This window comes from Microbacterium sp. (assembly GCF_031180975.1).
Taxonomy (GTDB): domain Bacteria; phylum Actinomycetota; class Actinomycetes; order Actinomycetales; family Microbacteriaceae; genus Microbacterium.
In genome coordinates this window covers 158,999-185,124 of the sequence record NZ_JAPSLI010000001.1, presented here as the reverse complement: position 1 = coordinate 185,124, position 26,126 = coordinate 158,999, and the positions used below count along the sequence as shown (strand labels likewise).

At 71.1% G+C, this 26,126-nt stretch carries 23 protein-coding genes; 7 read left to right on the top strand and 16 right to left on the bottom strand.

All coding sequences use genetic code 11. The features are described from left to right. Positions 1 to 99 precede the first annotated feature (99 nt). Positions 100 to 1,479: an MFS transporter gene (locus RIF65_RS00890; protein WP_309064697.1), complete on the top strand. Its 1,380-nt coding sequence runs from the start codon at positions 100 to 102 to the stop codon at positions 1,477 to 1,479. Positions 1,480 to 1,519: 40 nt separating this feature from the next. Beyond that, positions 1,520 to 3,391, top strand: a complete 1,872-nt coding sequence (locus tag RIF65_RS00885; protein WP_309064698.1) for an FAD-dependent monooxygenase — start codon at positions 1,520 to 1,522, stop codon at positions 3,389 to 3,391. A 181-nt stretch (positions 3,392 to 3,572) separates the two neighbouring features. Here the strand turns inward: RIF65_RS00885 and RIF65_RS00880 are convergent, their stop codons facing one another. Together RIF65_RS00880 and RIF65_RS00875 are read right to left on the bottom strand one after the other, a co-directional pair. Beyond that, positions 3,573 to 5,243 carry a thiamine pyrophosphate-binding protein gene (locus tag RIF65_RS00880; RefSeq protein ID WP_309064699.1) on the bottom strand — a complete coding sequence of 557 codons (1,671 nt, stop codon included), beginning with the start codon at positions 5,241 to 5,243 and terminating at the stop codon, positions 3,573 to 3,575. A gap of 124 nt (positions 5,244 to 5,367) precedes the next feature. Beyond that, positions 5,368 to 6,192, bottom strand: coding sequence for a class II glutamine amidotransferase (locus RIF65_RS00875; protein WP_309064700.1), 825 nt, complete (start codon positions 6,190 to 6,192; stop codon positions 5,368 to 5,370). A 124-nt stretch (positions 6,193 to 6,316) separates the two neighbouring features. On the opposite strand from RIF65_RS00875, the gene RIF65_RS00870 reads away from it, so the two are divergent. Then, positions 6,317 to 6,826: a phosphoribosyltransferase gene (locus RIF65_RS00870; RefSeq protein ID WP_309064701.1), complete on the top strand. Its 510-nt coding sequence runs from the start codon at positions 6,317 to 6,319 to the stop codon at positions 6,824 to 6,826. Between the two features lie 35 nt (positions 6,827 to 6,861). Here the strand turns inward: RIF65_RS00870 and RIF65_RS00865 are convergent, their stop codons facing one another. From RIF65_RS00865 to RIF65_RS00830, 8 genes are all read right to left on the bottom strand, one after another. Beyond that, positions 6,862 to 8,385 (bottom strand): ATP-dependent DNA ligase, encoded by a 1,524-nt coding sequence (locus tag RIF65_RS00865; protein ID WP_309064702.1) that lies wholly within the window; start codon positions 8,383 to 8,385, stop codon positions 6,862 to 6,864. A gap of 78 nt (positions 8,386 to 8,463) precedes the next feature. Continuing rightward, entirely contained in the window at positions 8,464 to 9,234 is a 771-nt protein-coding gene (locus RIF65_RS00860) for an enoyl-CoA hydratase/isomerase family protein (RefSeq protein ID WP_309064703.1), read from the bottom strand. 16 nt (positions 9,235 to 9,250) lie between these two features. Continuing rightward, positions 9,251 to 10,417 carry a 1,2-phenylacetyl-CoA epoxidase subunit PaaE gene (paaE, locus tag RIF65_RS00855; protein ID WP_309064704.1) on the bottom strand — a complete coding sequence of 389 codons (1,167 nt, stop codon included), beginning with the start codon at positions 10,415 to 10,417 and terminating at the stop codon, positions 9,251 to 9,253. Beyond that, a complete protein-coding gene (gene paaD / locus RIF65_RS00850) occupies positions 10,417 to 11,016 on the bottom strand; it encodes a 1,2-phenylacetyl-CoA epoxidase subunit PaaD (protein ID WP_309064705.1) in 600 nt (199 codons plus the stop codon). Before paaD ends, paaE begins: the two co-directional genes overlap by 1 nt. Next, the gene (gene paaC, locus RIF65_RS00845; RefSeq protein WP_309064706.1) at positions 11,010 to 11,834 is read right to left on the bottom strand and encodes a 1,2-phenylacetyl-CoA epoxidase subunit PaaC; all 825 of its coding nucleotides are present in this window, start codon (positions 11,832 to 11,834) and stop codon (positions 11,010 to 11,012) included. The genes paaD and paaC overlap by 7 nt, the downstream gene beginning before the upstream one ends. Beyond that, the gene (gene paaB / locus RIF65_RS00840; protein WP_309064707.1) at positions 11,831 to 12,118 is read right to left on the bottom strand and encodes a 1,2-phenylacetyl-CoA epoxidase subunit PaaB; all 288 of its coding nucleotides are present in this window, start codon (positions 12,116 to 12,118) and stop codon (positions 11,831 to 11,833) included. The genes paaC and paaB overlap by 4 nt, the downstream gene beginning before the upstream one ends. Next, positions 12,118 to 13,086, bottom strand: a complete 969-nt coding sequence (paaA, locus tag RIF65_RS00835) for a 1,2-phenylacetyl-CoA epoxidase subunit PaaA (protein ID WP_309064708.1) — start codon at positions 13,084 to 13,086, stop codon at positions 12,118 to 12,120. Before paaA ends, paaB begins: the two co-directional genes overlap by 1 nt. Positions 13,087 to 13,198: 112 nt before the next feature. Then, complete coding sequence (locus RIF65_RS00830) at positions 13,199 to 13,618, bottom strand: pilus assembly protein CpaE (RefSeq protein ID WP_309064709.1); 420 nt, start codon at positions 13,616 to 13,618, stop codon at positions 13,199 to 13,201. Positions 13,619 to 13,778: 160 nt separating this feature from the next. On the opposite strand from RIF65_RS00830, the gene dhaK reads away from it, so the two are divergent. The 3 genes from dhaK to ptsP are packed head-to-tail and all read left to right on the top strand — an operon-like array spanning position 13,779 to position 17,940. Next, the gene (gene dhaK / locus RIF65_RS00825; RefSeq protein ID WP_309064710.1) at positions 13,779 to 14,774 is read left to right on the top strand and encodes a dihydroxyacetone kinase subunit DhaK; all 996 of its coding nucleotides are present in this window, start codon (positions 13,779 to 13,781) and stop codon (positions 14,772 to 14,774) included. A 17-nt stretch (positions 14,775 to 14,791) separates the two neighbouring features. Further along, the gene (dhaL, locus tag RIF65_RS00820) at positions 14,792 to 15,430 is read left to right on the top strand and encodes a dihydroxyacetone kinase subunit DhaL (RefSeq protein WP_309064711.1); all 639 of its coding nucleotides are present in this window, start codon (positions 14,792 to 14,794) and stop codon (positions 15,428 to 15,430) included. Next, the gene (gene ptsP / locus RIF65_RS00815; protein WP_309064712.1) at positions 15,427 to 17,940 is read left to right on the top strand and encodes a phosphoenolpyruvate--protein phosphotransferase; all 2,514 of its coding nucleotides are present in this window, start codon (positions 15,427 to 15,429) and stop codon (positions 17,938 to 17,940) included. Before dhaL ends, ptsP begins: the two co-directional genes overlap by 4 nt. A 16-nt stretch (positions 17,941 to 17,956) precedes the next feature. Here the strand turns inward: ptsP and paaK are convergent, their stop codons facing one another. The 6 genes from paaK to RIF65_RS00785 are packed head-to-tail and all read right to left on the bottom strand — an operon-like array spanning position 17,957 to position 24,566. Further along, the gene (gene paaK, locus RIF65_RS00810) at positions 17,957 to 19,261 is read right to left on the bottom strand and encodes a phenylacetate--CoA ligase PaaK (protein WP_309064713.1); all 1,305 of its coding nucleotides are present in this window, start codon (positions 19,259 to 19,261) and stop codon (positions 17,957 to 17,959) included. A 32-nt stretch (positions 19,262 to 19,293) separates the two neighbouring features. Continuing rightward, complete coding sequence (paaI, locus tag RIF65_RS00805) at positions 19,294 to 19,683, bottom strand: hydroxyphenylacetyl-CoA thioesterase PaaI (RefSeq protein ID WP_309064714.1); 390 nt, start codon at positions 19,681 to 19,683, stop codon at positions 19,294 to 19,296. After that, positions 19,680 to 21,791: a phenylacetic acid degradation bifunctional protein PaaZ gene (gene paaZ / locus RIF65_RS00800; protein ID WP_309064715.1), complete on the bottom strand. Its 2,112-nt coding sequence runs from the start codon at positions 21,789 to 21,791 to the stop codon at positions 19,680 to 19,682. The genes paaI and paaZ overlap by 4 nt, the downstream gene beginning before the upstream one ends. Further along, positions 21,788 to 22,645 carry a 3-hydroxyacyl-CoA dehydrogenase family protein gene (locus tag RIF65_RS00795; RefSeq protein WP_309064716.1) on the bottom strand — a complete coding sequence of 286 codons (858 nt, stop codon included), beginning with the start codon at positions 22,643 to 22,645 and terminating at the stop codon, positions 21,788 to 21,790. The genes paaZ and RIF65_RS00795 overlap by 4 nt, the downstream gene beginning before the upstream one ends. Beyond that, entirely contained in the window at positions 22,642 to 23,382 is a 741-nt protein-coding gene (locus tag RIF65_RS00790; RefSeq protein WP_309064717.1) for an enoyl-CoA hydratase/isomerase family protein, read from the bottom strand. The genes RIF65_RS00795 and RIF65_RS00790 overlap by 4 nt, the downstream gene beginning before the upstream one ends. Continuing rightward, positions 23,379 to 24,566 carry a thiolase family protein gene (locus RIF65_RS00785; RefSeq protein WP_309064718.1) on the bottom strand — a complete coding sequence of 396 codons (1,188 nt, stop codon included), beginning with the start codon at positions 24,564 to 24,566 and terminating at the stop codon, positions 23,379 to 23,381. Before RIF65_RS00785 ends, RIF65_RS00790 begins: the two co-directional genes overlap by 4 nt. A 212-nt stretch (positions 24,567 to 24,778) precedes the next feature. Here RIF65_RS00785 and RIF65_RS00780 point away from each other — a divergent pair, with 212 nt between their 5' ends. Further along, the gene (locus tag RIF65_RS00780) at positions 24,779 to 26,107 is read left to right on the top strand and encodes an MFS transporter (protein WP_309064719.1); all 1,329 of its coding nucleotides are present in this window, start codon (positions 24,779 to 24,781) and stop codon (positions 26,105 to 26,107) included. Positions 26,108 to 26,126 lie beyond the last annotated feature (19 nt).

Genomic DNA, 26,126 nt, shown 5'->3' with positions numbered 1-26,126 from the left:
TGTGCGTTGTATCCGAAATCGTATATCATCGGTCGCACCTCTGGCAAGCAGCGATGCGAGCCCCCAACGACGAAGCAGTCATCTAAGGAGAAGCACCCCATGAGCGAACAGCCATCGGGCGGATTCACTCCCACCGGAACCATCGCGAGCGCGGCCGATCGTCGCCGGGTCGTCTTCGCTACGATCGTCGGAACCACCGTGGAGTGGTACGACTTCTTCATCTACGCCACCGCCGTCGGGCTGGTGTTCGGTCAGCTGTTCTTCGCGCCGCTCGGCCAGAACAGCGCCCTGATCGCGTTCGCGACCGTCGGGGTGAGCTTCCTCTTCCGTCCGCTGGGCGCGTTCCTGGCCGGCCACTTCGGTGACAAGCTCGGCCGGAAGACTGTGCTGATGTGGACGCTGATCCTGATGGGAGCCGCGACCGCGCTGATCGGTGTGCTGCCCACGTACGAGGCCATCGGCATCGCCGCACCCGTCCTGCTCGTGCTGCTGCGCATCCTGCAGGGGATCTCCGCCGGAGGCGAATGGGGCGGCGCCGTGCTGATGGCGGTCGAGCACGCGCCGAGGCGGCGGAGGGGAGCGTTCGGCGCCTCGCCGCAGATCGGCGTCCCGCTCGGTCTCCTGCTGGCGTCCGGCGTGATGGCGCTGATGACCATCGTCGCGCCTGGCGACCAGTTCCTCGCCTGGGGCTGGCGCATCCCGTTCCTGCTCAGCGTGGTGCTGATCCTGGTCGGTTACTACGTGCGTCGTCGTGTCGAGGAGAGCCCGGTGTTCACCGAACTCGCCGAGCGCAAGGAGAAGGCGCGGATGCCGATCGTGCAGCTCTTCCGCGAGCACGCCCTGCTCGTGCTCATCGCGGCGTTCGTGTTCGCCGGCAACAACGCCGTGGGCTACATGACGACCGGTGGTTACATCCAGGGCTACGCGACGAACCCCGAAGGCCCTCTCGCACTCGACCGGGGGGCCGTGCTGTGGGCGGTGACCGGCTCGGCCGTGACCTGGCTGCTCTCGACACTCGCCGCCGGCTTCGTCTCCGACCGCCTCGGCCGGCGCACCACCTACATCCTCGGCTGGGTGCTGCAGCTGATCGGCGTGTTCGCGCTGTTCCCGCTCGTGAACACCGGCGACATCGGGCTGCTGTTTCTCGGGCTCGCGATCCTCACCGTCGGACTCGGGTTCACCTACGGGCCGCAGGCGGCGCTGTACGCCGAGCTGTTCCCGGCATCCATCCGCTTCTCCGGCGTCTCCATCTCGTACGCGATCGGCGCCATCCTGGGCGGCGCGTTCGCGCCGACCATCGCCACAGCCATCGTGTCGGCGACCGGCTCGACGGATGCCGTCACCTGGTACCTCGCGGGCATGACGCTCCTCGGCCTGGTCGCGACGCTCCTGCTGCGCGACCGCTCTGGCATTCCGCTCGGCCCCGATCACGAGGCCGAGCAGGCGCGCAGCCCGATCCACGGACTGTCCGAGGCGTAACGGCGTCGACACCCAGCACGTCAGGAAGGAATCGAAGACGATGCAGTTCCACCACCACGGGTACGTGTCGGGAGACCCCCGCATCCTGCCCGCCTCCGGCCTGGGGGCCGATCGTCCTGACGAGCTCCCCGACGAGATGGACGTCCTCATCGTCGGGTCGGGGCCCGCCGGCATGCTGCTCGCCGCGCAGATGTCGCAGTTCCCCGAGGTCTCCACGCGCATCATCGAGAAGCGCGAGGGGCGGCTCGTGCTGGGCCAGGCCGACGGCATCCAGCCGCGCAGCGTCGAGACCTTCCAGGCGTTCGGGTTCGCCGAGCGGATCATCGCCGAGGCGTACAACATCGGGTGGATGAACTTCTGGGGCCCCGACCCCGAGAATCCGCAGAACATCGTGCGCACCGCTCGCACTGAGGACTACGCGTACAAGATCTGCGAGTTCCCGCACCTGATCGTCAACCAGGCGAGGGTGCTGGACTACTTCGCCGAAGCGGCGCTCAACGGCCCCGGGCGCATCCGCCCCGACTACGGCGTCGAGTTCCTCGGGCTGACCGTGCACGAGTCGGGGGAGCACCCGGTGGAGGTACGCGTGCGTCACGTCACCGGCTCGCGTGCCGGCGAGGAGCGCACCATCCGGACGAAGTACGTCGCGGGAAGCGACGGCGCGCGCAGCCGCGTGCGGGAGGCGATCGGGCGCAAGCACGTCGGCGCGAGCGCTGCACACGCCTGGGGCGTGATGGACGTGCTGGTGAACACGGACTTCCCCGACTGGCGCACCAAATGCGCCATCACCTCTGAGGCCGGGAACATCCTGCACATCCCGCGCGAGGGCGGCTACCTCAGCCGCATGTACATCGACCTCGGCGAGGTGCCGGAGGACGACCACCACCGGGTGCGGCAGACCCCCATCGAAGAGATCATCCGCCGGGCGAACGCGATCCTGCATCCCTATACGCTCGACGTGAAGCAGGTCGCCTGGCACAGCGTCTACGAGGTCGGCCACCGCGTCACCGACGGCTTCGACGACGCCTGGGGTCAGGAGGGGCGCTCGCCGCGGGTATTCCTCACCGGCGACGCCTGCCACACCCACAGCGCCAAGGCCGGACAGGGCATGAATGTGTCCATGCAGGACGGGTTCAACCTGGGCTGGAAGCTGGGCCACGTGCTCACCGGGCGAGCACCGGAGTCGCTGCTGGCGACGTACGCCGCCGAGCGCCGCCCGGTGGCACAGCAGCTGATCGACTTCGACCGGGAATGGTCGACGCTGATGGCGCGCAAGCCGCACGAGATCACCGATCCGCAGGAGCTCGCGACGTATTACCTGGCCACGGCCGAGTTCCCATCCGGATTCATGACGCAGTACGAGCCGTCGATGATCGTGGCAGGGGCGTCGCAGCAGGATCTGGCGGTCGGCTTCCCGCTCGGCAAGCGGTTCAAGTCGGCGGAGGTCACCCGAGTGGCCGACGGCAACGTCGTCCACCTGGGACACCACGCCAAGGCCGACGGGCGCTGGCGGGTGTACGCCTTCGGCGACCAGGACGGGTCGGGCCTCGCTGCCTGGGCCGAGCGGGTCGAGCCGGTGCTGGCCCGGTTCACCCCGGCCGGGGCCGACGCGGATGCCGTGTTCGACGTCAAGGCGATCTACCAGCAGGGCCACGACGAGATCGAGGTGACGCAGGCGCCGCGGCTGTTCCTCCCCGAGACGGGGCAGCTCGGCCTCACCGACTGGGAGAAGGTGTACGCGGCTGGCCCGACCATCTGGTGCGACAAGGACATCTTCGTGGAGCGGCAGATCTCCCGCGACGGCGCGGTCGTCGTGGTGCGCCCGGATCAGTATGTCGCCGCGATCCTGCCGCTCGGCGACGTCGCAGCCCTCGGGGCCTTCTTCGAGGGTGCTCTCCTCCCGGCATCCTGACCCGCCCCCTCATTTTCCGGCCGTTTGGGGCGGATTCTCGACCTTGGGGCGGGTGTGCACCGCCCCAAACGCGAGAATCCGCCCCAAACCCGGGGTGATGAAACCCGGGGTGATGAAACCCGGGGTGATGAAACCCGGGGTGATGAAACCCGGGGGAGGGGGAGGGCGAGGGGATGCCGGGTCAGGAGTTCACGCGGATGATCTCCTGCTGGTAGGGGGCGATCACGCGACCCGACACACGCAGGTCGAGCACGAGGAAGCGGCGGGATGCCGGATCCTCCGCGGTCCAGGTGCGCAGGCGCTCCAGGTCGGCGAGGCTGCGCACCACCACCCCCTCGGCGCCGACGGCCTGCGAGAGGGCGGCGAAGTCGACTTCCGGGATGAGCATCGGCTCCTCGGCGAGCCCCTTCAGGCCGTACAGGTTGACCTCCGCGCCGTAGGCGGCGTCGTTCCAGATCACCGCCATCCCGCGTCCGCGCGCCGCGCGCACGGCGGATTCCAGGTCGGCGATGGCCATCAGCCCGCCGCCGTCGCCGGATGTCAGCACCACGGTGGCCTCGGGGCGGGCACGTGTGGCGCCGACCACGCTCGGCCAGCCCTGCCCGATCGCCTGGAAGGCGGTGCCGACCATCATCATCCGGTCCGGCGACGCGACCGGCCAGTACATGTTCGCCCAGCCGATGAAGTGCCCGCCATCGGAGACCACCACGCGCTCCTCGGGGAGCAGCTCCGCGATCCGGCGGGCCGCCGAGCGCGGGTCCAGCCGCCCGTCGGGCGCGAGCTCGTCACCCGCGTCGTACCCGCGGGCCGCCGCGACGTCGACGCTCTCGCGCCACGGCATCCGCGAGGCCGCGTCAGCCGCGCTCGCGGCGGCCGCCCGCACCCGCTCGACCAGCCGCTCGGCGACGATGCGGGCGTCTCCTCGCACGAACCCGCCCACGTGCGCGTGCGTCGCAGCGGGCGCGATGTCGACCTGGAACACGCGCGTGCCGGGCGAGAACAGCTCACCGAAGCGCATCGTGAACTGGTTCAGCGACGCGCCGAACACCACCGCGACGTCCGCCTCGCGGACCAGCGCCATCGCGCCGTCTGCGCCGAAGCCGCCGGTCACGCCCAGGTCGTAGCGGGCGTCGGGGAACACCCCGCGGCCGAGGGCGGTGGATGCCGTCAGCGCGCCGGTCGTGTCGGCGAGCGCTCCGAGCGCCTCGCCCGCGCCGGCCAGCCACGCGCCGCGACCGGCGAGCAGGAAGGGGCGCTCCGCGGCGTGCAGCGCGCGAGCGATCTCTTCCAGCATCCCCTCGCCGAACTCGCCTCGCGGTGCGAGCGGTGCGGGCAGCCGCGGCTCCGGCGCCTCCGGGACGGGACCCGCCTCGAGCGTCGCCACGTCGTACGGGATCGCGAGCACGACGGGCACCCGATAGGTGAGGGCGTGCTCGATCGCGATGACCGTGGTCGCCGCGGCATCCGCATGCCCGGCGGTGTAGGTGCGCGCGCCGACGCCGGAGGCGAGGGCGATCTGGTCGACATCCCAGGGGCGGGGGCCGGAGGTGGGCTCGTCGCCCACGACGAGCACCAGCGGCGCGTGCGCCTGGACGGCTTCGGCCAGGGCCGTGAGGGTGTTGGTGAACCCGGCCCCGTACGTGGCGGTGGCGGCGGCGATGCGTCCGGACGCCCGGAAATGGGCGTCCGCGGCGACCACGGCGCCCTGCTCGTGACGGACGGCGGTGTATTCAGCATCCGTCTGCTTCTCGAGCGCGTCGAGGAAGTACGCGTTGCCGTTTCCCATCACCCCGAAGACGTGGTCGATGTGGCGGGCGAGGGTAAGCGCGACGTGTGCGGAGACGCTGGGCATGGCGGAGCCTTTCGAGACGGACGGACATGGTGCATTTCCGTATGTGTCTCGCCTCGCGCGTCATCGCGGAGAGCTTCGTGCCCCTTTTTCGGGCACCGGACCGCAGCGGCCGGACCCGTCGATTCTACCGGGAGCCGACGGTGGCGGGCACGCGCGCCCCGGCCAGTGCGACCGTCTCCGAGGTGCGGTCGCGCAGGTCGATCGCCGTGACGGACTCCGGCGGCATCGCCTGCCATCCCCGTCCGGCCACCCCGGTGGAGCCGACCAGGACGGTGCCGTCCGCGGCGTGCTTCCAGCGCAGGGCGTAGTAGTCCTCGTTGTGCTCGTCCGGCAGGCGGTCGAAGCGGGCGATTGCGCCCAGGTCGTCGTCGGAGAGGATGCTGAGCGCGCAGGCGTGCACGACGACCAGCTGATCGCGGTCCAGGATCAGTGCGTTCAGGCTGGCCAGCGGATACGCCTCGCGGAGCAGGCGAGCGACCTCGAGTGCCGCCTCGGCGAGAGGGACGCCGGCGGCGACGCGTTCCCGGATGAGCGTGAAGTACATCTCGCTGTCGGTGTCGCCTTCGAGGCCGGCGAGCTGCTCCGAGGTCAGCATGCCGCGGATCAGCCCGATCGGCTTCAGCGACCCGTTGTGCGCGAAGGCGAAACGCCCCGACGAGAACGGGTGCGCGTTCTCGGGGCGCACCGGCAACCCGGACGTCGCCCAGCGCAGGTGGGCGACGGCGGCGCGGACGCTGCGGCCCATGGTGTCGGCGAAGGCGGGATCGGATGCCGCGGAACTGGCGGCCTTGCGCAGCACGGGGTGATCGCCCGGGGAGGCGACCCCGGCCCATCCCCATCCGTCTCCGTGCAGACGCGCGAGAGACCGGAGGCTCTCCATTCCGCTGTCCCCGAGTTCGCGCTCGGCGGTGGAGCGGTCGGGTGAGACGAAGGCGAAGAGTCGGCACATGGAAGGGAACCTCGGGAGGATACCGGAAGTCGGGTGGCGGCATCCCTCATACGTTTTTACCGCATTCCCGGGCGTGTTGGGGCCGTGGCTCGCGCGAAGCGGGTGGGTAGGCGAGAATCGAGGGGTGACGGATGCAGTGATCGAGCGCGAGACGCTCACCTGGGACGGTTTCGGCGAGGCGACGCGCGATCTGGCGCGCAGGATCATCGACAGCGGCTTCGTGCCGGAGGTGGTCGTCGCCATCGCGCGCGGTGGCCTGTTGCCGGCCGGCGCCATCGCGTACGGACTGGGCGCGAAGAACTGCGGCGCGATCAACGTCGAGTTCTACACCGGCATCGGCACGGTGCTGGACGCCCCTGAGGTGCTGCCGCCGGAGCTCGACATGGCGTACCTGGACGGCCGCCGCGTGCTGCTCGTCGACGACGTGGCCGACTCCGGCCGCACGCTCGCCCTCGCCGTGCAGTTGCTGAAGGACAAGGGCGCCGACGTCCGCTCGGTCACCATCTACACCAAGCCCACCACCGTCATCCAGCCGGACTACGCCTGGAAGGACACCGATCTGTGGATCAACTTCCCGTGGTCGTACAAGGGCACGGTCATCGAGGAGGACCAGGGCCTGGCTCCCTCGGCCTGACCGCCGCCCGCGCCTGACCGACTGACCGGTCGACCTCACCCGCGCAGCAGCGCGCGCAGGGTCTGGATCGTGTCGGCGTCGGCCGCCGACTTGTCGCGGCGGTACCCCTTGACGCGCGCGAACCGCAGCGCGATCCCGCCCGGGTAGCGCGGTGAGCGCTGCACGCCGTCGATCGCGATCTCGACGACGATCTCGGGGCGCAGCAGCACGGCGCCGCCCGTGCGGTGTGTCTCGTACGCGGGGAAGGTCTCGGTCTGCCAGCGCAGCAGTTCGTCGGTGAGCCCTTTAAACGTCTTGCCGACCATGACGAACCCGCCCGGTTCGCCGAACTCGCCGGAGGGGTCGTACGCGCCCAGATGCAGGTTGGAAAGCCAGCCGCGGCGTCGCCCCGACCCCCACTCCGCGCCGAGTACGACCAGGTCGTAGGTGAGCACCGGCTTCACCTTCACCCACGACTTCCCGCGGCGTCCGGCGGTGTACGGAGAGTCCGTGGCTTTCACGACCACGCCCTCGTGGCCGGCGGCGAGAGCCTCGCGGGACAAGCGCTCGGCCGCGTCCGCGTCGGCGGTCACGATGCCCGGCATCCGCCACTCGCCGGCGATGCGCTCGAGCTCCGCGAGCCGCACCGACAGCGGCTCGTCGATGAGATCGCGGCCGTCGACATGCAGCACGTCGAAGAACCACGGGCGCAACAGCAGCTGCCGCGACACGTCCGCACCGAACCGCGACATGGTGTCCTGGAACGGGCGCGGCCCCCCATCCTCGTCGAGCGAGAGCGTCTCACCGTCGAGGATCAGGTCGTTCGCCGGAAGACCCCGCACGATCTCGACGATCTCGGGCACGCGGTGCGTGATGTCGGCCAGGCTGCGGGTGAACACGCCGACCTCGTCGCCGTGGCGGTGCACCTGGATGCGTGCGCCGTCGAGCTTGTACTCCACTGATGCCTCGCCGGTGATCGCCAGGGCGGCGGTCGGCGTCGCGGCGGTGGCGGCGAGCATGGGCAGCACCGGCCGTCCGACCACCAGCCCCACGGCGTTCAGCTCCTCCGTCGTGCCGGTGAGCGCGAGCCGGGCCGTCTCGCCGAGGTCGCCGGAGAGCATGGCGGCCCTCCGCACCGCTGCCGGGGCTCGGCCCGAGGCGCGGGCGATCGCGTCGACCAGCACCCCGGACAGCGCGCCCGTCCGCAGCTCGCCGAGGATCGCCCTGGCCAGGAAGTCCCACTCGTCGGCGGTGGCGCGGGCGGCGAGATCGCGGAGCAGACCCGAGCGGGCGGCGTTGGAGCCGGTGCCGGATGCCGTCGCCAGCGCATCCAGAGCCCGATCGACGTCACCGATCGTGAGCGTGGGGTCGGACGCCTGCTCGACGGCGAGGGCGGCGATGCCGCGCCAGCCGACGCCGAGCCGACCCTGTCGGGGCGCCGCGAGCAACAGGCCGGTGAGCGGGGCGATCTCGTCGGGCTCCGCGCGTTCCAGCAGGCGCGCGAGGGCCTCGACCTTCGCCAGGCGCGAGGACGTGGCCCCGACCTGTTCGGACGTGGCGACCAGCTCGGAGAGCATCATGCGGGCATTCTCGCACCGCACGCCGACATCCGCCTGCCGACATCGGCCTGCCGACATCCGCCTGCCGGCGCCGACGTGTCAGCGTCCCCGGAACTGCGGCTTCCGCTTCTGCTGGAAGGCCGCGAACCCCTCCCGGTAGTCGTCGGTGTCGCAGAGCGCCGCCTGTGCGGCGTTCTCGATCTCGACGGCATCCCACAGCGCGAGCCGCTCGTCGCGGATGCGCGCGACCAGCTGCTTGCTGGCGAGGAACGCCTGCGTCGCCCCGCGGGCGGCCGCGGCGGCGGCATCCTCGGTGGCCTGCCGCACCTCGTCGTCGGCCAGGACCCGCGAGAACAGGCCGGATGCCACGGCCTCGGCTCCCGACATGAGACGCCCGGTGTAGATGAGGTCGAGGGTGCGGTGCGCGCCGAGACGATCCAGGAACAGCGCGTGCCCGCCGGAGTCGAGCGTGGCGCCCAGCGCGGCGAACGGCGAACCGATCTTCGCGGACTCCGCGACGTACACGACGTCGGTCGCGATGAGCAGTCCGAGCCCGACGCCCAGGCACGCACCGTGCGCGACGGCGAACGTGGGGGCGCGGAACACCGACATCCGCTTCAGCAGCGGCGTGACGAGCCCACCCAGGTAGCCGATCACGTCGTCGTCGCGGGGGTCGACGTCGGAGATGTCCCGCCCGGCGCAGAACGCGCGTCCTTCGCCGCGCAGCACCAGCGCCCGTACGCCGGCCGACTCGGCCTCGTTGTAGGCGGCGTCCAGGCCGTGCAGGGCCTGCTCATCGAGGGCGTTCAGCTTGTCGGGGGCGTTGAGCGTCACATGGGCGACGTCGTCGGCGATGCGGAGGTCGATCATCCCAGGCTCCTTCGGATCAGACGTCGTAGTCCACCACGAGACGGTCGCTGGTGGGGTGGGACTGGCAGGTGAGCACGTACCCGCGTTCGATCTCGTCGGGCTCGAGTGCATAGTTCTCGGTCATGGTGACGCTGCCCTCCAATACGCGGGCACGACAGGTGCCGCAGACGCCGCCCGAGCAGGCGAACGGCGCGTCGGGACGTACCCGCAGCGCCGCGTTCAGCACGGATTCGTGCGCGTCGACCGGGCTCTCGACCGTGGACGAGACGCCGTCGAGGCTGATCTCGATCCGGTACGTCTTCTCGCCCTTGTGCACCGTCACCGGGCGCGGCCCGCGCTCTGTCGGGGCGTCACCGGTGGTGAACAGCTCGAAGCGGATGTGCTCGTGCGGTACGCCGATATCGGCGAGCACCTCGCGGCACAGGTCGACCAGGGCGAACGGACCGCACAGGAACCACTCGTCGACGGTCGATGGCAGGATCAGGGGGTCGAGGATCGTGCGCAGCTTCTTCTCATCGATCCGCCCCGACAGCAACGGTGCGGTGCGCTGCTCGCGTGACAGCACGTGGTGCAGCACCAGCCGCGTGGGGTAGCGGTCCTTGAGCTCGGCGAGTTCCTCGAGGAACATCACGTCGCTGGTGGAGCGGTTGGTGTACAGCAGGGTGAAGCGGGTGGTGTCGGATGCCGTCAGCAGATCGTGCGCGAGCGACATCAGCGGCGTGATGCCGGAGCCTGCGGCGATCCCGACGACGTGCGCGCCGTCGAGCTGCGCCAGGCCGGACGTGAAGGTGCCCTGCGGGCTCATCACGTCGATGGGGAAACCGGGCTTCAGTTCGGTCTGCGCCCACGTCGAGAACAGACCGCCCTCGTCGCGTTTGACGGCGACGCTCAGCGTGGTGCTCTCGCCCTCGGCCGCCGGGGCGGGCGGGCGGCACAACGAGTACGAGCGGCGCACCTCCGCACCGTCCAGGTGCACCCGCAGGGCGACGTACTGGCCGGGCAGGTACCGGTAGTCATCGACGAGGTCGGGCGGGACGGTGAAGGTCACCTCGATGGCGTCGTCGGTGAGGCGCCGCACGTCGGTCACCTCGAGCGTGTGGAAGCGCGCCCGGTGCCGCACCTCTCCGGCGGGCAGCCGCGGCGCCGCAGCCGGGGCAGCCTCGGGGAGCCGGAACAGCGCCATCAGATCACCTTGAAGTGGTCGAACGGCTCCAGGCATGCCCGGCACTCGTAGAGTGCCTTGCACGACGTGGAACCGAAGCGGGAGACCTCGCGGGTGTCGAGCGAGCCGCACCGGGGGCAGCGCACGCTCAGTGCGAGGCGGATGGGTCCTTGCCGCACGGCGGCGCGTCCGTTGGGTGGGGCGATGCCGTACTCGGCGAGCTTGCGCCGGCCGTCCTCGCTCATCCAGTCCGTGGTCCAGGCCGGGGAGAGGACCAGCCGCACCTCGACGTCGTCGAAGCCGGCCGCGGTGAGCGCGAGCACCACGTCGTACCGGATGGCGTCCATCGCGGGGCATCCGCTGTAGGTGGGGGTGATGTCTACGCGCACGTGCTCGCGGCCGTCGCGCTCATCGACCTCCACGGCGCGGAGCACCCCGAGGTCATCGATCGTCAGCACCGGCACCTCGGGGTCGAGGACGGATGCCGCGATGGTCCGTGCTTCGTGCCGGCGGGCGCGTTTCGTCTCGTCGCTGCGCTCCTCGCTCAACGACCGGGGGGTGCGGGTGCGTTTCGTCTCGTCGCTGCGCTCCTCGCTCAACGACCGGGTCGGGGTCACCATGTCGCCCCCGGATGCCGTCGCGCGAGCACCTGCATCTCGGCGAGCAGGTGACCGAAGGGCGTGGCGTGCGCTCCGCGCCGGCCACCGGCCGAGGAGTCACCGACCCCGGGTGTCTCCAGCTCCGCCTCCGCGAACACCGCGTCCACGACGGCGTCGAACCCCGCACGCAGCGAGGACGGGCGCACGGCGATGCCGTCGAGCCGGTCGATGAGCGGCTCGTCGCGGAACAGTTCGGCGACGTACGGCCAGATGTCGGCGAGACCGCGGATGATCCGCCTCCGCGACTCCTCGGTGCCGCCCGCGAGGCGCAGCACCCACTGCACGGCGTGGTCGCGGTGGTAGTCGACCTCCTTCAGCGCCTTCCCGGCGATGGCTGCGAAGACGGGGTCGGTCGACGAGCGCAGCGCCGAGTACAGCTCGAACATGTAGGCGGATGCCGCGAACTGGCGTGCGATCGTCTGCGCGAAGTCGCCGTTGGGCTGCTCGACGAGCCAGCTGCTCCGGAACTCGGGCTCGTCGCGGAAGTACGCCAGGTCGTCCTCGGTGTGGCCGTCCCACGAGCCGGCGTAGCGCAGCAGCGACCGGGCGTGCCCGAGCAGATCGAGAGCGATGTTCGCGAGGGCGACGTCCTCCTCCAGTTCGGGGGCGCGCGAGATCCACTCGCCGAGCTGCTGCGACAGGATCAGGGCGTCGTCGCCCAGCCACAGCGCGTACTCGGCGACGTCGGCCGAAGGCGCGCGGCCGCCCTCGCCGGCGAGCTCGGCGCTGAGGTGGAGCTCGTCGACCGAGACGTGCACGTCGTGGGGCTGCCCGGTCACAGGTGCGGCACCCCCTCGGACGCGGTGTAGTACACCGCGTGCCGGTAGTTCTTGCCCTCCGGGCTCTCGAAGAACGCGTCCTTGTCATCCGGGTCGCTGGTCGTGACGGCATCCGTCGGCACCACCCAGATCGAGACGCCCTCGCCGCGGCGGGTGTACAGGTCACGCGCGTTGCGCAGCGCCATCTCGGCATCCGGGGCGTGCAGGGAACCGACGTGCACATGGCTCAAGCCCCGGTTCGCGCGCACGAACACCTCCCACAGTGGCCAGACGTCCTCGTTCATCACGCCGCCTCCGCTCGACGGGCCCGACGCCGGGCGTACTCGGCCGCCGCCTCCCGCACCCAAGCGCCTTCTTCGTGCGCGGTGCGGCGGCGTTCCAGCCGCTCGGCGTTGCAGGGGCCGTTGCCACGCAGGACCTCGTAGAACTCGTCCCAGTCGATCTCGCCCATGTGCCAGCGGCCGGCCTCCTCGTCCCAGCGCAGCTCGGGGTCAGGCAGGGTGACGCCGAGGATCTCGGCCTGCGGCACCAGCATCCCGACGAAGCGCTGGCGCAGCTCGTCGTTGGAGAACCGCTTGATCTTCCACGCCATCGACTGCGCGGAGTTGGGGGACTGGTCGTCGGGCGGACCGAACATGGCCAGGCTCGGCCAGTACCACCGGTTGACGGCATCCTGCGCCATCTCGCGCTGCTCGGCGGTGCCCTGCATGAGGGTGAGCAGGATCTCGAAGCCCTGTCGCTGGTGGAACGACTCCTCCTTGCAGATGCGCACCATGGCGCGTCCGTACGGACCGTACGAGGCGCGACACAGCGGCACCTGGTTGCAGATGGCGGCGCCGTCGACGAGCCAGCCGATCGCTCCCATGTCCGCCCAGGTCGGGGTGGGGTAGTTGAAGATCGAGGAGTACTTCGCCTTGCCCGAGATGAGCTGCTGCATCATCTCCTCGCGGGTGATGCCCAGGGTCTGCGCGGCCGAGTACAGGTAGAGCCCGTGGCCGGCCTCGTCCTGCACCTTCGCCATCAGGATCGCTTTGCGCTTCAGGCTGGGCGCCCGGGTGATCCAGTTGCCCTCCGGCTGCATCCCGATGATCTCGGAGTGCGCATGCTGGGAGATCTGCCGGATCAGCGTCTTGCGGTACGCCTCCGGCATCCAGTCACGCGGCTCGATGCGCTGCTCGTGCGCGATGAGTTCGTCGAAGCGCTCCTGGTCGTCCGGACCCTGAGCGATCGCGAGGTCTGCGGTGCTGGTCATCATCGACTCCCCACGGCGGTTTACTGACCGATCGTTAGGTTATTCTCGCACCGTTCGGTCGCCGCAAGCAACCCCGCCCTTTTCCGCCCGGACTGATGCGGGTGTCAGCCGGTCACTGGGCGCGGCGCAGCAGGGCGAGGAGCGCCTTGCCGTAGGCCTCGTCCGGGTCGGGATGCTCGAACGACATGTCCTCGCCGAGCACTTCGATCTCGACCACGAACGTGTCGCCGACGCGCCGCAGGGCGCGGAACGTTCCGCCCAGCAGGCGGCGCAGCTGCTCCTCGTCGGGCAGCCAGACCGCGTCGGCGATCGTCACCGAGTCCAGCGCCCACTCGGTGGTGCCGTTGAACGCGAGGATCGTTCCGGTCGGCGTCTGCCGCGCCTCGATGGTCATGTCGCTGACGGTGAAGATGTCGGCCTCCACGTCGAGCTCCACATGCTCGGGCAGATCCAGCTGGAACCGATCGCCGGCCGCCGGATGCCACACGAGCCCGGCATCCCGGAGATCCCTGGCGAGCTCTCGTGTGATCACCTCACCAGGCTAGGCGGTCAGCGCGCCAACGCGGCCGCCGAGCCCGGAGCGTATTGACTTTCGGTGCCCGCCCGAGCAGATTCGGCTTGGACGTATGACGTTCGCACATCTCGCGTCCGCGAGGAGATCCCTCGCCGGCCCGGATCAAGGGAGATCGAGTATGAAGAAGCTGATCAACGCCCCGGAGGACGTGCTCATCGAGTCGCTGCGCGGGCTGAGCCTCGCGCACCCGGAGCTGTCCGTCGACTTCGAGAACCACGTGATCACGCGCGCGACCCCCAAGGAGCAGGGCAAGGTCGCCGTCGTGTCCGGTGGCGGGTCCGGCCACGAGCCGCTGCACGGCGGCTACGTCGGACACGGGATGCTGGACGCCGCGGTGGCGGGCGAAGTGTTCACGTCCCCCACGCCCGACCGAGTGCAGGCGGCGACGCACGCGGTCGACCGGGGTGCCGGAGTGCTGCACATCGTGAAGAACTACACCGGGGACGTGATGAACTTCGAGATGGCCGCCGAGCTCGCCGCGGCCGAGGGCATCGAGGTGGGCACGGTCATCGTGGATGACGACGTCGCCGTGCAGGACTCGCTCTACACGGCCGGGCGACGCGGCGTCGGGTTGACGGTGCTGCTGGAGAAGCTCGTCGGCGCGGCAGCGGAGGAGGGGCGCGACCTGGCATCCATCGTCGAACTGGCCACCCGCATCAACGGTCAGGGTCGCTCGATGGGGATGGCGCTGACCAGCTGCACGGTGCCGGCGGCCGGCAAGCCCACGTTCGATCTGCCAGAGGACCAGATGGAGATCGGCATCGGCATCCACGGCGAACCGGGTCGGCACCGGGAGCCGATCGCGCCGGCGAAGGAGATCGCGCGCATGCTCGTGGAACCGATCCTGGGAGACCTGGATGCGGCGGGAGGACCCGCCATCGTCATGCTCAACGGCATGGGAGGATCGCCGCTGATCGAGCTCTACCTGATGTACGGCGAGGTGGCCGCGCTGCTCGAGAAGGCGGGCGTGCAGATCGCCCGCAACCTGGTTGGCGATTACATCACCTCGCTGGACATGGCGGGCTGCTCGCTCACCGTGCTGAAGGCCGATGACGAGCTGCTTCGGCTCTGGGACGCGCCGGTACGCACGCCGGGACTCCGCTGGGGCATGTGACCGGGGCGGAGGACGAGATGCCAGACACCATCGACACGGCGGTGCTCACCGACTGGGTGCACCGGTTCCGGGACGCGGTCACCGACAAGCGCGAGTGGCTCACCGAGCTGGACTCCGCGATCGGCGACGCCGACCACGGTGCGAACATGGCCAGGGGGATGACGGCCGCCGTCGCCAAGATCGATGCCGGATCAGCCTCGACCTGCGACGAGCTACTGAAGAGTGTCGGGATGACGCTGGTGAGCTCGGTCGGCGGCGCGAGCGGACCGCTGTACGGCACGTTCTTCCTGCGGATGGGGATGACGGCGGGCGCGGCCGCGGAACTGGACGGCGCCGGTCTCGCCTCCGCGCTGCGGGCAGGCCTGGACGGCATCGTCGCGCGCGGCAAGGCGGAAGCCGGCGACAAGACGCTGTTCGACGCCATGGCGCCGGCTGTCGACGCCTTCGACGCCGCGCTCGGGGACGGCGGCGATCTCGCCGAGGCGGCGCTGAGCGCGGCGGACGCCGCGGAATCCGGCCGGGATGCCACCGCACCGCTGGTCGCGCGGAAGGGACGTGCCAGCTACCTCGGTGAGCGCAGCGCCGGCCATCTCGACCCTGGCGCGGCCTCCACCGCCCTGTTGTTCCGCGCCCTCGCCGACGCCATCGCCGGATGATGATCGGGGTCGTCGCCGTCTCCCACAGCTCCCGGCTCGCGGAGGCGGCGAGCGAGCTCGCCTTGCAGATGGTGCCCGGCGACGCCGTGCCGTTGCGGCTCGCCGCGGGCGCCGGGATGGATGCCGACGGTGCGGCGGTCCTGGGCACGGATGCGCTGCTGGTCGCCGGCGCCATCGACGACCTCGCGGCCGAGTGCGACGGCGTGCTGGTGCTCATGGATCTCGGCTCGGCCGTGATGAGCGCGGAGCTCGCTCTCGAGCTGCGGACGAGCGACGTTCCGGTGCGGCTGGTGCCCGCGCCGTTCGTGGAGGGCCTGCTGGCGGCGATGGTGTCGGCATCCGGCGGCGCCGACCTCGATACGGTCGCCGGCGAGGCGGCCTCGGCCCTCGAAGCCAAGGCCGCCCAGCTCGGCGGGGACACCGCCGCAATGCCAGGCATCCCGGAGACGGCGACGGAGCCACCCGCCGACGCCGCGCCGGAAGTTGTGCGGACGGTCCGGGTGCGTAACGCGCTCGGCATCCACGCCCGGCCGGCGGCCCTGATCGCGGATGCCGCCCGCGGTGCGCGGGTCCGCCTCCGGCGCCTCCCCGCCGGCCCGGAGGCCTCGGCGGGAAGCTTGTCGCGTCTGCTCACGCTCGGCGTCCGCGGCGGCGACGAGGTGCAGCTGCGCGCCGCGGGCGACGATGCGGAGGCGGCCGTCGCGCGCATCGCCGCGCTGTTCGAGGAGGGCTTCGGTGAGCAACTGGTCGCCACGCCGGAGGCACCGGACGCGCGGCAGGACACGGCACCCGCTGCGTCGATCGATGGCGCGGATGCCGGAGACGCCGGCGCGTACGCGCGCGCGGACCCTCGGGTGCCCGCCGGCGCCGTGCTCCGCGGTCGCGGGGTCAGCCCTGGCGTGGCGGTCGGCCCGGTGGTGCGTCTCGCCACGCCCGTCGGGGAGCCTCCCGCAGGCGGGACGGTGCCCGCCGCGGACCGCGAATCCGAGGCCGCACGGATCGCGCCGGCGTCCTCGGCCGTCGCCAAGCGTCTCGCCGATCGCGCCGAGGCCGCCCACGGCGAGACGCGCGCCATCCTCGACGCCACGCGGATGCTGGCATCCGACCCCGACCTGATGTCGGAGGCGGCGGAGCGCGTCCGGTCGCAAGGCGTGACCGCCGCACGGGCGGTCTGGGAGGTGGCATCCGAGCAGGCGGCGGCGCTCGAGACGATCGGCGGCCGCACCGGCGAGCGTGCGGCGGACATCCGCGACGTGCGCGACCGCATCGTGGCCGAGCTGCTCGGCGTCGCGGCGGGCGGCATCCCGCAGCGCGACGACGCGTTCGTGCTCGTCGCCGCCGATCTGTCACCGGCCGACACCGCGGCGCTCGCGCACAGTCGGTGCGCGGCGCTGGTGACCGAGCAGGGCGGACCGACGTCTCACGCCGCGATCATCGCGAGGGCTCTCGGGCTGCCCGCGGTGGTGGCGGTGCCCGGTGCGCTCGGCATCCCCGACGGCGCGACGATTCTGGTCGACGGTGAGAGCGGGGAGGTCGGCGTCGAGCCGTCCGCGGACGCGATCGCCGAAGCGCGAGCGGCCGCCGAGCCGCCGCCGTTCCGGCCGCCGGGGCGTCTCGTCGACGGCACTCCGGTGCCGCTGCTCGCCAACGTGGGCGGGGCGGAGGACGCCGCGGTCGCCGCGGATGCCGGAGCGGAGGGCGTCGGGCTGTTTCGGACCGAGTTCTGCTTCCTCGGGCGCGCTGCGGCGCCCGACGTCGGCGAGCAGATCGCGGCCTACCGCCCCGTGCTCGCGGCTTTCGCCGGGCGCAGGGTCGTGGTCCGCACGCTGGATGCGGGTGCGGACAAGCCGCTGCCGTTCGTCGCTGCCGGGCACGAGGAGAACCCCGCCCTGGGCGTGCGGGGTGTGCGGGTCGGGCTCCGTCAGCCGGCGCTGCTGCACGACCAGCTGCGCGCCCTCGCCGCTGCGGCCGAGTCCGAGGGCGCGCAGGTCGAGGTGATGGCGCCGATGATCGCCACCGTCGACGAGGCCTCGCGCTTCGCCGAGGCGGCTCGCGCGGCCGGGCTGCCGCGGGTGGGCGTCATGATCGAGACGCCGGCGGCCGCACTGATGGCGGAGGAGCTGTTCCAGGTCGTCGACTTCGCGAGCATCGGCACGAACGACCTCGCCCAGTACACGATGGCGGCCGATCGGATGCACCCGGCACTGGGCGAACTGAACGACCCATGGCAGCCGGCGGTGCTGCGCCTCATCGCCGCCGTCGGCTCCGCCGGGCAGGCCGTCGGCGCACCGGTCGGGGTGTGCGGCGAGGCCGCGGGGGATCCTCGGCTGGCGCCGGTGCTCGTCGGGCTCGGCGTGACCAGCCTGTCCATGACCCCGCGTGCCCTGGGCAGGGTGTCCCTGGCGCTGGGCGCGCTGTCCGTCGACGACTGCGTGCGCGCGGCGGACGCCGCCGTCGCCGCCGGTACGGCGGAGGAGGCGCGTGCGGTGGCATCCGACGCATTGGGCTGACGCCCGTCGCGCGGACCTACTTCCGCAGGTCGTACACCCGCTTGTACTTGCCCTCGCTGCGGGGCAGGACCCCCGGCTCCTCCACCTGTACCGCGACGCTCGACCCGATGTGCGTCTTGATGCGCTGAGCGAGCACCGCGGCGGCCGCCTCGCACACGTCGCGCTCCAGCGCCGGGTGCCGCTCGATGCGCACCGTCATGGCATCCAGCCGGCCCTCGCGGGTGAGCTCGATCACGAAATGCGGCGTGAGCTGTTCGATCCCGAGCACGATCTCCTCGATCTGCGTGGGGAAGATGTTCACCCCGCGCAGGATGATCATGTCGTCGTTGCGCCCGGTGATCTTCTCGATGCGCCGCATCGCGGGGCGGGCGGTGCCCGGCAGCAGCCGGGTGAGATCGCGGGTGCGGTAGCGCAGCACCGGGAACGCCTGCTTGGTCAGCGAGGTGAACACCAGCTCACCCATCTCCCCGTCCGGCACCGGCCGGCCGTCCTCGTCGACGATCTCGGGGAGGAAGTGGTCCTCCCAGATGTGCGGGCCGTCCTTCGTCTCCACGCATTCGTTGCCCACACCAGGGCCCATCACCTCGCTCAGACCGTAGATGTCGACGGCGTCGATGTCGAGGCGGCCCTCCAGCTCGGTGCGCATCTCGTTGGTCCACGGCTCGGCGCCGAGCACCGCCACCTTGAGCGAGGTCGAGGTCGGGTCGATGCCCGCCGCCTCCATGGCGTCGGCGATGGTGAGCAGGTAGCTCGGGGTGCACAGGATCGCGTCGGGTTCGAAGTCCTGGATGAGCTGCACCTGCCGTGCTGTCTGGCCGCCCGACACCGGGATCACGGTGGCTCCCAGCCGCTCCACGCCGGCGTGCGCTCCGAGACCGCCGGTGAACAGGCCGTACCCGTAGGCGTTGTGCACCTTCATCCCCGGTCGGATGCCGGAGGCGCGCAGCGACCGGGCGATGAGGTCCGCCCAGTTCGACAGGTCCGTCTCGGTGTACCCGACCACGGTGGGGCGGCCCGTTGTGCCGGAGGAGGCGTGCACGCGGCGCACGTCGGCCATCGGCACCGCGAACATGCCGAACGGGTAGTTGCGCCGCAGGTCCTCCTTGGTGGTGAACGGCAGACGGCGGACGTCGGCGAGGGAGCGGATGTCGTCGGGCGACACCCCCGCCTCGTCGAGCGCGCGGGTGTAGTGCGGCACGTTGCGGTACGCGTGCCGCACGGTCCACTGCAGCCGTTCCAGCTGCAGCGCCTCGAGCTCGGAGCGGGACAGCCGCTCGGCAGGGTCGAGGGCGGAGAGTGCAGGGCCGGTCATCGTCGACATCGGTGCGTTCCCTTCGGGTGAGGGTGGGGGTGTCACTCCACCGGGCGGTTGGTGGTGATCGAGCGGCCGCGGAACTCGGCGACCACGTCGCCGGTCTCGTCCGCGACCGTCACGTCGTACAGGCCCGTCCGACCGGTGACGGTGCGGCGGACGGCCGTCGCGGTCAGGGTCTGCCCTGCCCGCGTGGATTTCAGGAATGTGATGTCGGCGCCGGCGGCGACCGTGATCCGCTCGTCCTCGTTGCAGGCGATCGCGAACGCCGTGTCGGCCAGTGTGAACACGAGTCCGCCGTGGGTGATCGCGAAACCGTTCAGCATGTCCTCTCGGACCCGCATCGACACCACCGCGCGACCCGGCTCGTCCTGCTCGACGACCATGCCGAGCGCGGCAGAGGCGGCATCCCGCTGCATCATCGCCCTCATGCCGGCACCGCCTCTGTGGCGGCGGCCGGCTCCTTGCTCACCAGGGTGAGTACGTCGTAGGTCGCGACGATCTCGTCCTTCTGGTTGCGGATGACCGCGTCCCAGCGCACCTCGCCGTACTCGTCGGTCTCGCGCGGCGTGATCTGCTTGGCGGTCAGCTCGACGCGGATGCTGTCGCCGGGGGAGACCGGCGTGATGAAGCGCAGGTTCTCGAGCCCGTAGTTGGCCAGCACCGGCCCGGGTTCTGGATCGACGAACAGTCCGGCGGCCCACGACACCAGCAGGTAGCCGTGCGCGACCCGGCCGGGGAAGAACGGGTTCGCCGCTGCCGCCTCCTCGTCCATGTGGGCGTAGAAGGTGTCGCCGGTGAAGTGGGCGAACGTCTCGATGTCCTCCAGAGTGACCTCGCGGGAGGGCGAGACCACCTGGTCGCCGATGCGCAGCTCGGACAGCGACTTTCGGAACGGATGCCGTCCGCCGGAGTTCGCCGCGGACCCGGCGTGCCAGACCCCGGTGAGCGCCGTCAGCATCGACGGCGACCCCTGCACGGCCGTGCGCTGCATGTGATGCAGCACGGCGCGGATACCACCCAGCTCCTCGCCGCCGCCCGCACGGCCGGGGCCGCCGTGCACGAGGGTCGGCAGCGGGGAGCCGTGGCCGGTCGAGGATCGGGCGTCGTCGCGGTCGAGCAGCAGCACCCGGCCGTTGAACGGCGCGATGCGCGTGGCGAGCTCCACGGCCTGCACGGGGTCGTGCGTCGCGACGCTGGTGACCAGCGAACCGCCGCCGCGCGCGACGATGTCGGCGGCCTGGTCGATCGTGTCGTAGGTGATCAGCGACGACACCGGGCCGAACGCTTCCACGGTGTGCACGGCGTCGGCATCCGCGTCGTCGAAGCGCAGCAGGATCGGGGCGACGAACGCGCCGTCGTCCGCCGGGCCGGTCGTGCCGTCCGCCCGCCGCACTTCGGGTGCGTCCGTCGAGCCGAGCACGATCCGGCCCCCGCCCGCGGTCAGGCGCTGCACCTGACGCAGCACCTCGTCGCGTTGCGCAGTCGAGGCCAGCGGGCCCATCGTGACGCCCTCGGCGCGCGGATCGCCGACCAGGGTCTTCTCCGCGAGCCGTGCCCGCACGGCCTCGACCACGTCGTCGGCGGACGCCGCCGGGACGATCGCACGCCGGATCGCTGTGCACTTCTGCCCGGCCTTGCTGGTCATCTCCACCACGAGCTGGCGGACGTACGCGTCGAACTCGGGCGTGCCGGCGACGGCATCCGTGCCGAGGACGGATGCGTTGATCGAGTCGGTCTCGGCGGTGAACCGCACTCCGCCGGTCTGCACCGCCGGGTGGCTGCGCAGATTCTCGGCGGTGGAGGCGCTGCCCGTGAACGCGACCAGGTCGCCCAGACGCAGGTGCTCGAACAGCGTCGGCACGCTGCCGCTGACCAGCTGCAGCGACCCGTCGGGGAGCAGCCCTGATTCGACGAGGATGCGCACCATCGCCTCGGTCACGTACCCGGTGGGAGTGGCGGGCTTCACCAGGGTCGGCATCCCGGCGAGGAAGGCGGGGGCGAGCTTCTCGAGCGAACCCCAGACCGGGAAGTTGAACGCGTTGATCTGCACGGCGATGCCGGGCAGCGTGGTGTACACGTGGCGGCCGAGGAACGAACCGTCCTTCGACAGCGGTTCCACCGCGCCGTCGACGTACACGCGGCTGTTGGGCAGTTCCCGGCGACCCTTGCCCGAGTACGAGAACAGCACTCCGATGCCGCCGTCGATGTCGACCCAGGAGTCGGTCCTGGTCGCCCCGGCCCGTGCGGACAAGGCGTACAGCTCGTCCTTGCGCTCGGTGAGCGCCAGCGCGAACTGCTTCAACAGCACCGCGCGCTGATGGAAGGTGAGCGCGCCGAGGCTGGCGTGTCCCACGGTGCGGCCGTACTCCAGCGCGGCGGCGAGATCCAGGCCGTCGGTGGAGACGCGGGTGATCACCTCGCCGGTGGAGGCGTCCCGCACCTCGGTGGCGCGGCTCTCAGACGCGCTCTGGGGCATGTGGGCCGGGTCCGGGGCCCACCACTGGCTCTGCACGTAGCTCGGGAGGTACTCGGTCATCGGTTCTCCTCATCCCATTCGTAGAAACCCTGGCCCGTCTTGCGGCCCAGCCGCCCCTCGGCGACCATGCGGCGCAGCAGCGCGGGCGGTTCGAAGCGGTCGCCCAGCTCCCGGGCGAGCTCCTCGGCGATGCCGAGCCGCACGTCGAGGCCGACGATGTCGGTGGTCTTCAGTGGGCCGACCGGATGCCGGTAGCCGAGGGTCATCGCCGTGTCGATGTCCGCGGCGGTCGCGACGCCCTCCTCCAGCATCCGGATCGCCTCCAGGCCGAGCATCACCCCCAGCCGTGAGGAGGCGAAGCCGGGGGAGTCGCGCACCACGATCGGCGTCTTGCCCAGGGCCCGCACCCACCAGCGTGCCGCGTCGAGCACTCGCTCGTCGGTCGCCGCGCCGCGCACGATCTCCACCAGCGCCGACGCCGGAACCGGGTTGAAGAAATGCAGTCCCAGGAAGCGCTCGGGGCGCCGCCTGCCCGCGGCCAGGTCGTCGATCGAGATCGACGACGTGTTGGTCGCCAGCACGGCATCCGCGCCCAGCACGGCCTCCGCACGGGCGAGGGCCTCCTCCTTGAGCGCGCGGTCCTCTGGCACGGCCTCGACGACGAGCCCGTGACCGGCGAACAGCGCGGCATCCGTGCCGGTGCGCAGCCGGCCCGCCGTCGCCTGCCCGTCGAGGGACGGATCGCGCTCGGCGGAGCGGCGGATGCTCTCCGCGACGCGCTGCGCGGCGGCATCGGCGCTCGCCGCGTCACGCTCCACGATCGTCACCGACGCGCCGGCCAGCAGGAAGGCGTGCGCGATGCCGGCGCCCATCCGCCCGCCGCCGAGGACACCGACCGATTCGGGTGCGCTCATCTGCGGGCCCTCCGCTCCAGGAACTCCGTCATGCGTCGCATCTTCTCGGCGCTGTCGAACAGCTCGGCCTGCAGCTCCCGCTCGATCACCGGGTGCTCATGGCGCGGCGCGCGCAGCGCCCGCTTGGTGTACTGGGTGGCGAGCGGATCGTTCGCGGCGATCCGGTCGGCGATGGCGTGCGCGGCGGCGAGCAGGCCGTCCGCGGGATGGATGCCCGAGATCAACCCCCACGCGAGCGCCTCGTCCGCGTCGAGCACCCTGCCGGTGAGCAGCAGCTCCGCGGCGCGCGCACCCCCGACGATCTCGGGCAGCCGCCAGGTGGCGCCCGCGGCCGCGATGATGCCGAGCCCGGTCTCGGGGTTGCCGATCTTCAGGGTGGCGGAGGCGATGCGGATGTCGGCGGCATAGGCGAGCTCCGCTCCGCCGCCGAGCGCGTACCCCTCGAGGGCGGCGATCACGGGCATCGGCAGCTCGCTGACGCGGATGAACGCGGTCGCGTTGATCGCGCGCCGGGCATCCTCGGCGCGGCGCTCGCGCAGCTGGGCGATATCGGCGCCCGAGGCGAACACGCCGCCCGCGCCGGTGAGGATGAGCGTCCGCGGGGCGGCTTCCAGCTCCGCGCACAGCGCGTGCAACGCGTCGATGGTGTCCTGGTCGATGGCGTTGCGCTTGTCGGGGCGGTTCAGCATCGCCACGACCCGATCGTCGGCGCGCTCGATGAGCAGCGGGCCGGTCATGCCACCCGCTCCAGGATCATCGCGGTGCCCTGCCCCACGCCGACGCACATGGTGGCCAGACCGAGTCCCGCTCCTTCGCGTTCCATGCGTCCGAGCAGGGTCACCACGATCCGGCATCCGCTCGAGCCCAGGGGATGCCCGAGCGCGATCGCACCGCCGTCGGCGTTGACGATCTCGGGATCGAGTCCGAGGCGGCGGATCGAGGCGAGAGACTGGGTGGCGAACGCCTCGTTGAGCTCCACGGCGCCCAGGTCGGCGACCGACAGCCCGGCGCGGCGCAGTGCACGCTCTGTCGCCGGCACCGGGCCCAGGCCCATGATCTCTGGAGCGAGCGCGGCGGACGTCGAGGTGACGATGCGCGCCCGAGGAGTGAGACCGTGACGGCGCACCGCCTCGGCGCTGGCGACCAGCACGGCGGAGGCGCCGTCGTTGAGCGAGCTGGAATTGCCGGCCGTCACGACGCTGCCTCCTGGTACGACCGGACGGAGCGCCGCGAGCGCCTCGAGGCTGGTGTCACGGCGCGGACCCTCGTCGACCGTGACCTCGCCCTTCGGGGTCGGCACTGCGAGGATCTCGGCGTCGAAGCGGCCGGCGTCGGTCGCCGCGATGGCGCGCTGCTGGCTGCGCAGCGCGAACGCGTCGGCCTCTTCGCGCGTGACACCGTCGCGTCGCGCGACCTCTTCGGCGGTCTCCGGCATCGAGAACGTCGCCTTGTCGCGTTCGCGCAGCCGCGGGTTGGTGAAGCGCCACCCGATGGAGGTGTCGAACGCCTCGCCCGGCTTCGCCCAGGGCCGCTCCGGTTTGGCCTGTACCCACGGGGCGCGGGTCATGGACTCCACGCCGCCCGCCACGATGAGGTCGGCGTCACCGGCGCGGATCGCCTGCGCCGCCAGCGCGATGGCCGACATGCCGGAGGCGCACAGCCGGTTGACGGTGATGCCAGGGACCTCGTCAGGAAGACCGGCCAGCAGCACAGCCATGCGCGCCACGTTGCGGTTGTCTTCGCCGGCCTGATTGGCCGCGCCGAGGATGACCTCCTCGATCGCATCGTCTGGAGCCCCGCCGCGGTCCACGGCCGCACGCACCACGAGGGCCGCGAGATCGTCGGGCCGTACGCCGGCGAGCGCGCCGCCGTATCGCCCCACGGGGGTGCGCACACCGCCGACCAGGAAGGCGTCCGTCATGATCCATCTCCATTGCGTGGAACGTGCAGGTGGGCGATCGTCAGCGATCGTGGCGCGTCATTTACCAACCCATCGGTCAGTAAATCATGACATCGTGACGAGTCCGTCGCAAGCATCTCGGCGTGCACCCGTGCGCAGGCGGCTCCGCTGGTGTAATCTCCTGATTTACTGACCGGTCGTTCAGTCAGCCCTACCCGAACAATGGAGTTCTCATGGCCAACACTGTCGAACGCCGGCGCGAAGAGCGCCGGGTCCTCGCCGGCACCCTCGTCGGCACGACGATCGAGTGGTACGACTTCTTCATCTACGCGCAGGCTGCCGGACTCGTGTTCGGCGGACTGTTCTTCGCTCCGCTGGGCGAGACGGGTGGGCAGATCGCCTCCTGGGCCTCGCTGGGCATCTCGTTCCTGTTCCGTCCGCTGGGGGCGGTCATCGCGGGTCACCTCGGCGACAAGCTCGGTCGCAAGCGGATGCTGGTGCTGACCCTGATCCTGATGGGGCTGGCGACCTCGCTCATCGGCGTCCTGCCCACCTACGCCGACATCGGCATCATGGCGACCGTCATGCTCGTCTTCCTACGGGTGCTGCAGGGCTTCTCGGCCGGCGGCGAATGGGGTGGCGCGGCCCTGATGTCGGTCGAGCACGCTCCCGTCGGGCGGCGCGGGCTGTTCGGCGCGTTCCCGCAGATCGGCGTGCCGATCGGCATGATCCTGGCCACCTTCACGATGTGGGTGCTGCGGTCGAGCATGACCGAGGAGGCGTTCCTGGCGTGGGGCTGGCGGCTGCCGTTCCTGTTCTCGATCGTCCTGATCGTGGTCGGCTACATCATCCGCCGCGCGGTGGAGGAATCGCCCATCTTCAAGGAGCTGCTGGAGCGCAAGCGGGAGTCTTCGGCACCGCTCGCGATCCTGTTCCGGCACCACGGCCGCGAGGTGCTGCTCACGGCGCTGATCTTCATCGCCAACAACGCCGCCGGTTACCTGCTGATCGCCTTCTTCACGACCTACGTGTCGACGGTGGTCGGGATGCCGCAGCCCACCGCACTGCTCATGACGACGCTCGCGTCGTTCGGGTGGCTGATCTTCACGATGGCGGGCGGCTGGCTGTCCGACCGGCTCGGCCGGGTGCGCACCTTCCAGATCGGCTACGCGCTGATCGCGGTGTGGGCGATCCCGATGTGGTTCCTGATCGACAGCGGGAACGTGGCGCTGTTCTTCATCGCGCTGTTCGTGCTGACCATCGGACTCGGGCTGTCGTACGGGCCGCAGTCCGCGCTGTACGCGGAGATGTTCCCGGCCGACGTGCGCTACTCCGGCGTCTCGATCGGCTACGCGCTCGGCGCGATCCTCGGTGGTGCGTTCGCGCCGCTGATCGCCCAGCTGCTCCTGCAGAACACCGGGGTGTCGTGGTCGATCGGTGTCTACGTGCTGGTGATCACGATCATCTCGCTCGTGGCGGTCTCGGTCGTGAAGGAGACGCGGGGCGTACCGCTCGACACGCACAGCGTCGACGTCCGCGCGCACAGCACCGCGGCACGCTGATCAGAACGGAGGAGGCCGG